General features: G+C 70.8%; 11 protein-coding genes. 6 read left to right on the forward strand and 5 right to left on the reverse strand.

Annotated features, from left to right (window positions below; genetic code table 11):
* Positions 1-94 precede the first annotated feature (94 nt).
* A complete protein-coding gene (locus C8N24_RS17265) occupies positions 95-826 on the forward strand; it encodes a lysophospholipid acyltransferase family protein (protein ID WP_121251898.1) in 732 nt (243 codons plus the stop codon).
* Here the strand turns inward: C8N24_RS17265 and C8N24_RS17270 are convergent.
* The 5 genes from C8N24_RS17270 to C8N24_RS17290 all read right to left on the reverse strand — a co-directional run bounded on the left by C8N24_RS17270 (position 787) and on the right by C8N24_RS17290 (position 7,642).
* Positions 787-2,202, reverse strand: coding sequence for a DHA2 family efflux MFS transporter permease subunit (locus C8N24_RS17270; RefSeq protein WP_121251900.1), 1,416 nt, complete (start codon positions 2,200-2,202; stop codon positions 787-789). The genes C8N24_RS17265 and C8N24_RS17270 overlap by 40 nt on opposite strands.
* Before the next feature lie 86 nt (positions 2,203-2,288).
* Entirely contained in the window at positions 2,289-2,672 is a 384-nt protein-coding gene (locus C8N24_RS17275) for a cupin domain-containing protein (protein ID WP_121251902.1), read from the reverse strand.
* Positions 2,669-3,496, reverse strand: a complete 828-nt coding sequence (locus C8N24_RS17280) for an SDR family NAD(P)-dependent oxidoreductase (protein ID WP_121251904.1) — start codon at positions 3,494-3,496, stop codon at positions 2,669-2,671. The genes C8N24_RS17275 and C8N24_RS17280 overlap by 4 nt, the downstream gene beginning before the upstream one ends.
* A gap of 53 nt (positions 3,497-3,549) precedes the next feature.
* Positions 3,550-6,429 carry a M14 family zinc carboxypeptidase gene (locus tag C8N24_RS17285; protein WP_121251906.1) on the reverse strand — a complete coding sequence of 960 codons (2,880 nt, stop codon included), beginning with the start codon at positions 6,427-6,429 and terminating at the stop codon, positions 3,550-3,552.
* Between the two features lie 28 nt (positions 6,430-6,457).
* Positions 6,458-7,642 carry an acyl-CoA dehydrogenase family protein gene (locus C8N24_RS17290; protein WP_121251908.1) on the reverse strand — a complete coding sequence of 395 codons (1,185 nt, stop codon included), beginning with the start codon at positions 7,640-7,642 and terminating at the stop codon, positions 6,458-6,460.
* A 39-nt stretch (positions 7,643-7,681) separates the two neighbouring features.
* Here C8N24_RS17290 and C8N24_RS17295 point away from each other — a divergent pair, with 39 nt between their 5' ends.
* The 5 genes from C8N24_RS17295 to C8N24_RS17315 are packed head-to-tail and all read left to right on the forward strand — an operon-like array spanning position 7,682 to position 12,853.
* A complete protein-coding gene (locus C8N24_RS17295; protein ID WP_121251911.1) occupies positions 7,682-8,464 on the forward strand; it encodes an enoyl-CoA hydratase/isomerase family protein in 783 nt (260 codons plus the stop codon).
* On the forward strand, positions 8,449-9,222 hold the full coding sequence (locus C8N24_RS17300) for an arginase family protein (RefSeq protein ID WP_121251913.1): 774 nt from the start codon (positions 8,449-8,451) through the stop codon (positions 9,220-9,222). Before C8N24_RS17295 ends, C8N24_RS17300 begins: the two co-directional genes overlap by 16 nt.
* Positions 9,219-10,172, forward strand: coding sequence for a sensor domain-containing diguanylate cyclase (locus C8N24_RS17305; protein ID WP_170179161.1), 954 nt, complete (start codon positions 9,219-9,221; stop codon positions 10,170-10,172). Before C8N24_RS17300 ends, C8N24_RS17305 begins: the two co-directional genes overlap by 4 nt.
* Complete coding sequence (locus C8N24_RS17310; protein WP_245971875.1) at positions 10,150-11,667, forward strand: acyl-CoA carboxylase subunit beta; 1,518 nt, start codon at positions 10,150-10,152, stop codon at positions 11,665-11,667. Before C8N24_RS17305 ends, C8N24_RS17310 begins: the two co-directional genes overlap by 23 nt.
* A 34-nt stretch (positions 11,668-11,701) precedes the next feature.
* A complete protein-coding gene (locus C8N24_RS17315) occupies positions 11,702-12,853 on the forward strand; it encodes a GGDEF domain-containing protein (protein ID WP_147447848.1) in 1,152 nt (383 codons plus the stop codon).
* Positions 12,854-12,859 lie beyond the last annotated feature (6 nt).

Here is a 12,859-nt window from a genome sequence, read left to right on the forward strand (position 1 = left end):
CCTCCCGCGGCGACCGGCGAACCGGCGAAGGAAGTGGTGGGTGGGGATTCCTGGACGATCCCCACCCATCACGACCGGCCGCCATACTCTGCGCATGAGCCAGTCGGACCTCGTCGAGCTCAAGGAGCAGCAGTACAAGGACCCGCGGGCGAAAGCGGACTTCGACCGTTTCCACGAGCGCACGCGTACGCGCGAGCCCGACTTCATCTACGAGGTCGTCCGGATCCTGATGAGCCTGATCGGGTGGATCTTCTTCCGGGTCAGCAACACCCACCCGGAGCGCGTGCCCGCCGTCGGCCCCGTGATCCTCGCACCGAACCACTTCTCGTTCCTGGATCACTTCTTCCTGGGCGTGGCGCTGCGCCGCAAGGTCCACTTCATGGCCAAGTCGCAGCTCTTCAAGCCGCCGATGTCGTTCGTCTACACGCACGGCGGCGTCTTCCCGGTCCGCCGCGGCTTCGCCGACGAGGAGGCGTTCACCACCGCCACGACGGTCCTCGGTCGCGGTGACGTGATGGCCATGTACGCCGAGGGCGGCCGCTCGCGCACCGGCGAGCCGGCGAAGAAGGCCAAGCGCGGCATCGGCCGCCTCGCGCTCCTGTCCGGCGCGCCGATCGTCCCCGTGGCGATCATCGGCTCCAGCCACGTGCGCAACTGGAAGCGCGGCCAGTTCCCGAAGGTCCGCGTCTACTACGGCGAGCCGTTCGCCTACGAACGCGTCGAGGCGCCGACGCGCGACCAGGAGCAGGCCGCCGCCGACGCCATCTTCGCGGAGGTCCGCGCGCTCTACGACGCGGCGACCAGGACCGGCTCGGCGCCCTCCTGAGTCGCCGCCGCCGGACGCGGCTTCCCCGGCACGAGCAGCGCCAGCAGCGCACCCACCGCCAGCACCGCCGCGCCGACCCACGCCGCGCTCGTCATGCCGTCGACGAACGCCTGCGGGGAGGCGTAGGAGCCGCTGGACGCGAACACCGACGCGAGCACGGCCACGCCCAGCGCGCCGCCGACCTCGCGGATCGCGTTGGTCGCGCCGCTCGCCTGCCCGGCCTCCTGCGGCCGGACGGCGGCCAGCACCGCGTTGGCCGTCGGCGCGAACACGAGCGCCATGCCCGTGCCGGCGAGGATGAACGGCGGCACCAGCGAGGAGTAGGCCACGTCGGGCGTGGAGACCGACGCGATCCAGCCGATGGCGACCGCCTGCAGCGCGAGCCCGGCGAACATCAGCGGGCGCGAGCCGATCCGGTCGCTGAGGATGCCCGCGATCGGCGCGACGAGCATCGGCATCGCGGTCCACGGCAGCGTCCGCAGCCCGGCCTCGAGCGGCGAGAGGCCCTGCACGACCTGGAAGAACTGCGCGAGCAGGAAGATCGAGCCGAAGACGCCGAAGTACATCGCCAGCGACACGCCGTTGGAGGCGGCGAAGGCGCGCGAGCGGAAGAAGCGCATCGGCAGCATCGGGGCCGGCGCGCGCAGCTCCCACGCGACGAACGCGATCAGCCCGACCACGCCGGTGATGATCGAGCCGAGCACGGTGGCCGACGTCCAGCCGAGCGCCTCGGCGCGGACGATGCCGAACACCACGCCCAGCAGGCCGACGCCGGCGAGGCCGAGCCCCGGCAGGTCGAGCCGGTCGGCGGGGCCGAACGACTCGCTCAGGCGCGTGCGGGCGAGCGGCAGCAGCGCGAGGCCGATCGGCACGTTGATCCAGAAGATCCAGTGCCAGGAGATGCCGTCGACGACCGCGCCGCCGATCAACGGGCCGAGCGCGACGCCGAGGCCGGAGATGCCCGACCACAGGCCGATCACGAGACCGCGCTTGCCGGGCGGGAACGCCTCGGACAGCAGCGTGAGCGTGAGCGGGGTCACGATCGCGGCGCCGGCGCCCTGCAGCGCGCGGGCGGCGATCAACGCGCCGGTCGACGGCGCCAGCGCGGCGAGCGCTGAAGCGACGGTGAAGATGCCGAGGCCGACCAGGAACATCCGCCGGCGCCCGAAGCGGTCGCCGAGCGCGGCGCCCGTCATCAGCAGCACGGCGAAGGACAGCGTGTAGGCGTTGACCGTCCACTGCAGGTCCTCGAGGCCACCCCCGAGGTCCGTGCGGATCGACGGCAGCGCGGTCGTGACGACGAGGTTGTCGAGCACGACCATGAAGAGGGCGATCGAGACGATCGCGAAGGTCCAGCCAGAACGAGAACGCGACATGGAAGTAAGTGTTCACTCACTTCCATGTCGGCGCAAGGGCGCGAACGCGCCAAGTTAGTGGTCGCTTACTTAAACGACCTGGACGTTCAAGTGGGCTGGTCGGCCCAGGGGACCTCGACGGAGTCCTCGGTCGGCGAGTCGCGCGCGACGACGTACTCGGCCGGCTCGGTGGCCGACGTGTTCGTGACCGTGTGGGTCTCGCGCGGCGGCACGTAGAGCATGTCGCCGGCCTCGACGAGGAGCGACTCCTGCAGCTGGTCGCCGAACCGGATCTCGACCGACCCGGAGAGCATGTAGAGCGCGCTCTCGCAGTTGTCGTGGTAGTGCGGGCGGCCCTGCGCGCCGGCGGGCACGCGGAAGATGCCCATGTACAGGTTGTGCGCGCCCGTGGTGGCCTGCGAGATCTCCGCGCCGCCGACGACGCCGCGCGGGACGTCGCGCTCCTCGCCCGAGGGCTTGACCAGCTTCATGACGTCATCCCCGTGAACTGGCCGCCGGTGAGGTTGAGCACCTGGCCGTGGACGAAGTTCGACCACGGCGAGCAGAGGAAGAACACGCCGCCGGCGGCCTCCTCCGGCGTGCCCGGGCGGCCGATCGGGATCAGGGCCGGCGCCATCGAGCGCATCTGCTCGGGGATGCCGAGCTGCACCGTCTGGCCGTCGATCTCCATCGTGTTCTCGGAGTCCTTGGACGCCGTCAGGCGCGTCTCGATCCAGCCGAACGCGACCGCGTTGACGTTGATCTTGAACTGGCCCCACTCCTTGGCCAGCGTCTTCGTCAGGCCGACCACCGCCGACTTGCCCGCCGAGTAGTTCGCCTGGCCGGCGTTGCCCATCGTGCCGCTGATCGAGGACACGTTGACGATCTTGCGGAACACCTCGACGCCCTGCTCGCGCTCGGCCTTGGCGGGCTCGCGCAGATGCGGCGCCGCGGCGCGGATGACGCGGAACGGGACGATCGTGTGGATGTCGAGCATGCGCTGGAACGCGTCGTCGGACATCTTGTGGATCGGCGCGTCGATCGTGTAGCCGGCGTTATTGACGATGATGTCGATCTTGTCGAAGGCGTCGATCGCCGTCTTGACCAGCTCGTCGGCGGCGCCGTCCTTGGTCAGGTCACCGCCGTAGACCGCCGTCTCGCCCTCGATCTCCGACGCCGCCTGCTCGGCGAGGTCGGTGTCGAGGTCGTTGATGATCAGCTTGGCGCCGTGCTCGGAGAGCAGCTCGGCCGTCGCCCGGCCGATGCCGCGCGCCGACCCGGTCACGATCGCCACTTTGTCGTCCAGGACTCCCATGGACCCGGACGATAACGGGGGTCCGCGAATTACGCGGACCCCCGACTATCGGATTACGGCTGAGTCGTGCTGAGCGTGAAGGTCAGCGTCTTCGAGTACGAGCCGGTGCGCAGCGGATCGGTCTTCTTGATCAGCTGCTTGAAGGTCACGTCGACCTTCTCGTTCGACACGGGACCGGTCCAGGCGGACTTGGCCAGCTCGACGCGCAGCGGCTCCGCGAGCGAGAACGCGCCGTTCGTCAGGCGGCCCGGCTCGGACACCGTCAGCGTCGCGTCACCCGCCGTGGAGATCACGGTCGCGTCGGTCTTGGTCGCGTACTCCCGGTCGACGCCCGGCGTGAACGCGCCGAACGTCGCCGGCGCGCCGAGCGTCAGCGCCAGCGTGGCCGGGACGGTGCCGCCGGCGGTGCCCGTCGTCGACGTGTACGGGTCCACGCCGAGGTGCTTCATCGCCTCGAACACGAGCGACTTGCGCTTGGCCCGGTCGGCCACGTTCTCCAGGCCGAAGCCCCACAGCAGCGTGTCGTCGGTGGAGACGCCCGCGAAGGTCGTCGCACCGGAGATCGCGTGCGTGCCCTTCGAGGAGGCGAACCACGGGAACAGCGACGGCGACAGCGTCGTCGACGTCGGCGTGAAGCCCGGGAGGTACGCCTGCCCGGTGAGCGAGAACGCCGCCGAGAACGGCGAGACGCCCGTGATCGTGCGCGCGCCGACCGTCGCCTCGGTGGTGGCCACGTTCGCGCGCGAGCTGCCCGCGCCCATCCAGTAGGTCAGGAAGTCGTTGGACACCTGCACGCAGTTCTCCAGCTGGCCGGTCGCGTTGCCCGTGTTCGAGCACTGCGGCGCCGCCGGGACGCGCCCGAGCGGGTTGTAGGAGTACTGCGACCACGCGCCCTGAAGCGCGCGCTGGCCGGCGACGAGCACCTTGCCGCCCTCGTTCAGGTAGTCGCGGACCGCGATGATCTGGTCGTCGAAGACCTTCGAGACGCCGGTGGTCTGGCCGGGGTCGCGCACGTAGTCGTCGACGCCCGTGTACCAGATGACGGCCTTGTAGTGGCCGAGCACGCCGTGGAGGTCCGCGAGGTTGCGGCCCTGCGCGTCGAAGTCGTAGACGTCGGCGGGGATGCCCGCGTCGCCCAGCGCCTCGAGGTAGGTGGACAGGTAGCTCGGGCCCGTGCCGGGCGCCGCGTTCGGCGAGGTGCCGCTGTAGTCCTCGGCGGCGAGCACCAGCACCTGGCTGCCGCGGCCGAGCGGCGACGCGGTGAACGTGAACGCGTCCGCGCTCTTGCCGCCCGCCTCGAACCACACCTTGACCTTGTCGCCGGCCTTGAAGCCGGAGACGGACCCGCGCATGCGGTGGTAGTAGACGCCGGACTCGCCGTAGCGCTCGCCGCCGTCGAACTCCGTCGTCGGGCCGCTGGAGACGGCGCCGTCGTTGATCTGCCACTTCACGGTCACGGCTCCGAGCGCGCGCCGCGCGTTGACCTCGACGGTCTGCGGGTTGCCGTAGGAGGTCGTGAACGGGGCCGGGACGAAGTCCGGGATCTTCGCGCCGATGTGCGAGGACGGCTGGTCCGGGGTCGGCGCCGACTTCGCGAGGTCGAGCATGAACGGCAGGTTCTTGGCGAACACGGCCTGCACGTCGGCCTCGCGGTCCTGGAAGATGAACCCGCTCGGGTTCGAGCTGCCCGGGGCCTTGGTGCCGCCGACCGCACCGCCGGAGCCGCCGTCGAGCTCGACCGTGTAGCCCAGGACGTTCTCCTGCAGGTACATCGTGTCGGTGATCTCGCCGTTGGTGGTGTAGAGCTCGCCGCCGACGTCGGGGTCGTAGCCCGCGACGGCCGGAACGCGGTCGGTGCCGGCGAGCGACTCCATCAGCGGGTTGTCGCCGCCGTAGGTCTCCACCTGCCAGCCGACCGGGTACAGCACCAGCTGCGCGTACGAGTGGTAGTCGATGTAGAACTCCGGCTTGATCCGCGTCATCAGCTCGTGGAACGACTTGACCTCGGGCTCGGACTCGGGCGTCGGGCCGCGGTAGGTGTCGCTCGACGGCGTGTTGGACGCGCCCTCGTTGTCGTAGCGCCACTTCTCGGAGAAGTTGCGGTTGGTGTCGATGCCGTCGCCGCTCTGGATCGTGCCGTTGCCGTTGGTGTCGCGCAGGTTCTTGCGCCACAGGCGGGTGGACGAGCTCTGGAACGTGTAGTCGTAGCCGTCCGGGTTCAGCACCGGGATGAACCACGTCTCCGTGGACGCGAGCACGGCGGGGATGCCGGAGGCGTCGTCGGTCGCGTGCTCGAGGAAGTACTGGAAGCCGCGGCGCACGACCTCGGCCGAGATCCACTCGCGCGCGTGCTGGGCGCCGTGGAACATCACGCCCGGCTTGCCGCCGTCGGCGATCGTGTTGGCGTTGGCCGTGACCTTGTAGGCGACCAGGTCCAGGCCGTTCAGCGACTGCCCGTAGACGACGCGCTTGACCAGCGTCGGGTTGGCGGCCGCGAGCGTGTCGTAGAACGTCTTCAGGTTCACCGGCTGGCCGGCCGCGTCGACCGCACCCGAGCACGTCGTCTGGCAGGCCGCGGGCTTGAGCGCGTACGGGCGGAAGACGTCGTAGCCCCACGTCGGGTCGGCGAGCGGGATGCCCGCCGCGACCGCGGCCGCCGTGGCCGTCTGCTCCTTGCCCACCGGGGCGATGTCGTAGCCCTTGGCCTCGAGCACGTCCGCCTGCGCGGGTGTCGCGACGATGCCGGTCCGTCCGGGCGCGTCCGCGCCCTCGGTCACGTCATAGCCCTCGGCCCCGAGCTGCTTGAGCTGGGCGTCCGTGCCGGTGACGATGTATTGGTTCAACGGTTCCGCGCGGTCGGCAGCCAGCGACGGCTGCGCGACACCGAGCGAAACCAGGGCGCCGACCATGGCGCCGAGGTAGACCCTCCGCATCGCCCGACGCTACCTGAAGCTCAAGCGCTTATAAACCGTACGAACGGCCAATCACGTCGAGCATGATCTCGTCCGTGCCGGCGCCGATCCGGTTCAGGCGCAGGTCACGCCACGCCCGCTCGATCTGGTACTCCCGCATGTAGCCGGCGCCGCCGAAGATCTGCAGGCACTCGTCGGCGACCTCGTTGCACATCTGCGCGGAGTCGAGCTTGGCCATCGAGATCTCGCGCACCGGGTACTCGCCGTTGGCGAAGCGCCAGGCGGTGGAGTAGACGAGCTGGCGGGAGCGCTCGATCTTGGTCGCCATCGCGGCGAACTTGTGGCGGATCACCTGGAAGTGGCCGATCTCGCGGCCGAACGCCTTGCGCTCCATCGCGTACGCGAGCGTGCGGTCGAACGCGCGCTGGGCGCCCGCGACGCAGCCCGCGGCGCCGATCAGCCGCTCGCCCTGGAGCTCCCACATGATGTGGTAGAAGCCCTTGCCGACCTGGCCGAGCACCGCGGTGTCGGGCACGCGCACGTCGTTGAAGGCCAGCAGCGCGGTGTCGCTCGCGTGCATCCCGAGCTTCTCGAGCTTCTTCTCGCGGATCACGCCCTCGGCGTCCATGTCGACGATGAAGAGCGTGAAGCCGTCGTAGCCCGCGTCCGGGTCGGTCTTGGTCACGAGCACGATGAAGTCGGCGCGCGACCCGTTCGTGATGTAGGTCTTCGAGCCGTTGATCACCCACTCGTCGCCGTCGCGGACGGCCCGCGTGCGGATGCCCTTCACGTCCGAGCCGGCATCTGGCTCGGTGATGCCCAGGCAGGCGATCTTCTCGCCGCGGATGGCCGGTGCGAGGTAGTCCCGCTTCTGCTGCTCGGTGCCGAACTGGAGGATCGGCGGCGTGGCCATGTCGGTGTGCACCGCGATGCCCATCGCGAACCCGCCGGAGCCCGAGTGCGACAGCTCCTCGGCGAGCACGAGGTTGCAGAAGTAGTCTCCGCCCTGACCGCCGTGCTCCTCCGGCATCGACAGGCCGAGGAAGCCCAGCTCCCCCATCCGGGGGAACACCGAGTCCGGGAAGGTGGTCTCCTCCCATTCCTCGGCGTGCGGTGCGATCTCCTTCACCACGAAGGCGTGGATCGACTCGCGGAGCGCCTCGTGCTCCTCGGTGAAGATGAAGTGCCGCCGTGGCGCGGCGTGATCGGGCTTCAGAACATCGGTCGCGGCCATTGACTGGACCTTACGCCTTGCGGATAGGCTCGACAGCCGATGGGTTTCACCACTCTGCGATACGACGTCCAGGATCACGTCGCGACCATCGCCATGGACCGCCCGGAGGCGCGCAACGCGCTCTCGGACGAGCTGCTCGACGACCTCTTGGGCGCGTTCGCGCGCGCCCGCGCCGACGACGACGTGCACGTGGTCGTGCTCACGTCCACGCACGAGAAGGTCTTCTCCGCCGGCGGGGACCTGAAGGGCTTCACGGCCGGGGTCCCGCTCGTGCACAAGCACTTCGCGAGCGAGCGCTTCGTGGCGCTGTTCCAGGCCATCGGCGGGCTCGGCAAGCCGACGCTGTGCGCGGCCAACGGCCACGTCCTGGCCGGCGCGCTCGGCGTCGCGCTCGCGTGCGACCTGATCATCGCCTCCGAGTCCGCGCGCTTCGGGACGCCCGAGATCAACGTCGGGGTGTTCCCGTTCATGATCATGGCGCTCATCTACCGCAACGTCGGCCGCAAGAAGACGAACGAGCTGCTGCTCCTGGGCGAGCAGATCTCCGCCGCCGAGGCCGAGCGGATCGGCATCGTCAACCGGGTCGTGCCCGACGCCGAGTTCGACGCCGCCGTCGCCGACTGGGCCGGCCGGCTCGCCGCCAAGTCGCCGCTGCTGATGCGGATGGGCAAGGCGGCCATGTACCGCCAGCAGGACATGGCGTTCGCCGACGCGCTCGAGTACCTGCACGCCCAGCTCAGCCTCGCCTTCTCGACCGACGACATCAAGGAGGGCGTGACGGCCTTCATGGACAAGCGGGAGCCCCTGTGGACCGGCCGCTGAGCGTCACCGCGCTGCGCTGCCGCACATCCGACCGGACGCCCGGCGGCTCGCGCGGGGCCGAGGCGCTCGCGCTCGCCCTGGACCCCGAGGCCCGCCTGGTCGGGTCATTCGGCGAACCACGGATTGCCAACTGGGACGCGGACCTGAGAGATTCGCACGGCTGCCTGCTCGAAGCCGGAGGCCAGGTGGACGACATGCTCACCGCCGGCCACTTCCCCGTGCTCACCTCCTCCGACTGCTCGATCTGCATGACGACCTTCCAGGCCGTGACCCGGCACGAGCCGGACGTGCGGGTGCTGTGGCTGGACGCGCACGGCGACTACAACACGCCGGACACGACGCCGTCCGGGTTCCTCGGCGGCATGTGCCTGGCCGCCTCGTGCGGCGTCTGGGACGCGGGCTTCGAGCCGTCGATCGAGCCGGCGCGCGTGCTCATGTGCGGCGTGCGGGACCTCGACGCGGGCGAGCGCGTGCTCATGGACACGACCGGCGCCAAGAACGTGCGCCCCTCGGAGGTGGCCAACCGCCTGCGCGGCCACAAGGTCTACGTCCACCTGGACCTGGACGTGCTGGACCCCGACGTGCTGCCGTCGCAGTTCGCGGTGCCCGGCGGCATGAGCGACACCGGCCTGCGCACGCTGCTCACCGAGGTCAGCCGCGACTGCGAGGTCGTCGGGCTCGAGGTGACGGCGTTCGAGTACCCGGAGCCGGCGAACGTCGAACTGGTCGAGTCGATCGTCAGGACGATCCTGCCTTGACCGGCGTCGGCGATCCCCGCCGGCTCGCGGCGCTGGCCGAGACGGGCCTGCTCGACGGCAACGGCGAGGCGGCGCTGCACCGCGTGACCCGGCTCGTCGCCGAGGTGCTGCACGTCCCGGTGGCGCTGTTCACGGTGATCACCGAGGACCGCCAGGTGTTCAAGAGCTCGGTCGGACTCGGGCGGGTGCGCGAGACGCCGCTCTCGCACTCGTTCTGCAGGCACGTCGTGGAGTCGGGCGCTCCGCTCGAGGTGGTCGACGCGCGCTCGCACCCGAAGGTCGCGGGCAACCCCGCGATCGAGGCCTTCGGCGTCGTCTCCTACCTCGGCATGCCGCTCGTGACGTCCGACGGCGAGCGGATCGGCGCCCTGTGCGCCGTCGACCACGAGCCGCGCCAGTGGACCGGTCGCGACCACGGCGTGCTCGAGGACCTCGCCGGCGCCGCGATGGCCGAGGTCGAGCTGCGGCGCGCGAACCGCGCGGTGGCGGCGGCCGCGGCCGAGCTGCACTTCGTGGCGACGCACGACACGCTCACCCGCCTCGGCAACCGCCGCGCGCTGCTCGACGACCTCGAGCAGCTGCTCGACGACGGCCGCGCGGCGACGTTCGCGCTCTTCGACCTGCACGGCATGCGCGGCTACAACGACGCGCACGGCCACGTCGCCGGGGACGCGCTCCTGGCCCGCCTCGGCGCGCGCCTGGAGAGCCTGCTCGTCGGGCACGGGCACGTGTACCGGCTCGGCGGCGTGCAGCTGTGCGCGCTGCTCGACGCGGGGAACGCCGAGGTCGTCGCCGCCGCCTGCACCGCCGTACGGGATCGCACGAGCGGCGTCAGCTGCCGGGGCGTGACCGTCGACCTCCCGCGAGAAGGATCGAGCGTCGCCGCGGTGCTGCGCCTCGCCGACGCGAGGTTGGCAGGTTATGGGCATGTTGCGACCGCTGGCCGCTGACCTCGAGGAACGTCGCGCCGCCGCCCGGCTGGGTGGGGGCGAGGAGAAGATCGCCCGCCAGCACCAGGCCGGCAAGCTGACCGCGCGCGAGCGGGTCGCGCTGCTCACCGACGACTTCACCGAGCTCGGCATCCACGCCCGCCCGCACTTCTCCCAGCGCGCGATGGATGGCAAGGACGCGCCCGCGGACGGCGTGATCACCGGCTGGGGGCACGTGGACGGACGGCCGGTCGCGATCGTCGCCTACGACTTCACGGTGATGGCCGGCGCGATGGGGATGACCGGTGAGATCAAGGTCGCGCGCGTCCGTGAGCTCGCGCTGACCAAGCGGATCCCGATCGTGTGGCTGCTGGACTCGGCGGGAGCGCGGATCCAGGAAGCGGTCGGCGCGCAGTTCGCGCAGACGGGCGCGCTGTTCCGCGAGCAGTCGGTGATGAGCGGCGTCGTGCCGCAGGTCGCGGCGGTCATGGGCCCGTGCGCGGCGGGAACCGCCTACATCCCGGGGCTGGCCGACTTCGTGCCGATGGTGTCCGGCCGCGGCTCGATGGCGCTCGCCGGGCCGCATCTCGTGCGCGCCGCGATCGGCGAGGACGTCACGCCCGAAGCGCTCGGCGGGGCGCGCGTGCACTGCCGCAAGTCCGGCGTCGGGGACCTCGAGGTGGCCGACGACGAGGAGTGCATCGCCCGCATCAAGGAGTACCTGTCGTACTTCCCGGCGAGCTGCGAGGAGGCGCCGCCGCGGCTGGAGGCCTCGGACCCGGTCGACCGGATGGACGAGGCGCTGCTCGACGTGCTGCCCGAGTCCAACCGCAAGCCGTACGACATGTACGACGTGATCCGGCTGATCGTCGACGACGGACGCTGGCTGGACCTCAAGCCCAAGTGGGCGAAGACGATCATCACCTGCCTGGCGCGGATGGGCGGCCGGCCGGTCGGCATCGTCGCGTCGCAACCGCGCCACCTCGGCGGCATCCTCGACAACGACTCGGCGGACAAGGCCGCGCACTTCGTCCAGCTGTGCGACGCGTTCGGGATCCCGCTCGTGTTCCTGGTCGACGTGCCCGGGTTCATGGTCGGCACGAAGGTCGAGCAGGCGGGCATCATCCGGCACGGCGCCAAGATGCTGCACGCCGTGGCGTCCGCCACGGTGCCCAAGATCACGGTCGTGCTGCGCAAGGCCTACGGCGCCGGCTACTACGTGATGAACGGTCGCGCCTACGAGCCCGACCTGATCGTCGCGTGGCCGTCGGCGGAGATCTCCGTCATGGGCGCCGAGGGCGCGGCGGAGATCCTGTTCCGCGACGCTCCGAACAAGGCCGACATGGTCGAGGGCTACCGCAAGATGATCGACGTCTACCTCGCCGCGGGCAACGGCATGATCGACGACGTGATCGATCCGCGCGAGACGCGCCCGACGATCATCAAGGCGCTTGGGCTCGCAGAAGGCAAGAAATTGGAGCGTCCATACCGCAAGCGGGGTGTGATCCCCGTTTGAGCGGGTAAAGCAGGTGCGGGTGCCCGATCGACATGTGCTTGACGAAGTCCCCGTCGCCCTCCAGATGTGGGAGCTGAGCGGGGGCGAGCTGACGCGCACCTGGGCGAGCGAGGAGGCGCGCCGGCGGGCCGACCTCCCCTGCGACCGCGCCCAGCTGGCGGCGGCGTGCCAGGCGCAGGCGCCCGCCGTGCTCGAGTGGCCGGGCGAGGCCGACACGTGGTGGCGCGTCCAGATCACGCCGCTCGGGGGCACGTCGGTGCTCGCGGCGTTCATGGACATCACCGCGCATCGCGCGCACCTGCGCTCGCTGCGGGCCTCCGAGCACCTGAACGGCGAGATCCTCTCCCGCCTGCAGGAGGGCGTGGTGGTCGTCGACATGGACGCGCGCGTGGTCGTGGTCAACGACGCCGCCGCGGCGCTGTTCGGCGTCGCCGTGCAGGACATCGCCGACCGGCCGGTGAGCGGCATCCCGGTCGACCTGCTCGACGACCACGGGCACCTGCTCAGCGACGAGCAGCAGCCGCTCACGCGGGCCCTGCTCGGCGAGGAGGTCTCCGATCAAGTGGTCCGCTTCGTGCGTCGCGACGGCTCCCTGCTGTGGGTCGAGATCCACGCCAACCCGTTGCGCGACGAGCACGGTGAGCAGTACGGCGCGGTCGCCTCCTACGACGACGTGACGGCCCGTGTGGAGCAGGACCGGCGCACCCGCCACGAGGCCGACCACGACGCGCTGACCGGGCTGGCGAACCGGCGCGCGCTGGAGCGCACGCTGGAGGCAGCGCTGGGGCGGGCGGCGGCGCGCTCGCGTGCGGTCGGCGTGGTCATGCTCGACCTCGACGGCTTCAAGGCCATCAACGACACGCGCGGGCACGCGGCCGGCGACTCGGCCCTGCGCGAGGTCGCGGCCCGGCTGCGTCGCTGCGTCCGTGAGCGCGACCTCGTGGCGCGGCTCGGCGGCGACGAGTTCGTGGTCGTGCTGACGGACCTGGACCGGGTCGACGCGGTCGCGGACTCGGTGGAGCGCGTGCGCGAGGCGCTGACGCCGTCGTTCGACGACATGGAGCTGCGCGCGGCGATCGGCGTCGCGCTGTACCCGTCCGACGGCGGCACCGCCGACGATCTGCTCGCGCACGCCGACCGCGCGATGTACGTCGACAAGGGCGCGCGCAACGGCTCGTTGCGGTAGTCCTTT

The sequence above is a fragment of the Solirubrobacter pauli genome (assembly GCF_003633755.1).
GTDB lineage: Bacteria > Actinomycetota > Thermoleophilia > Solirubrobacterales > Solirubrobacteraceae > Solirubrobacter > Solirubrobacter pauli.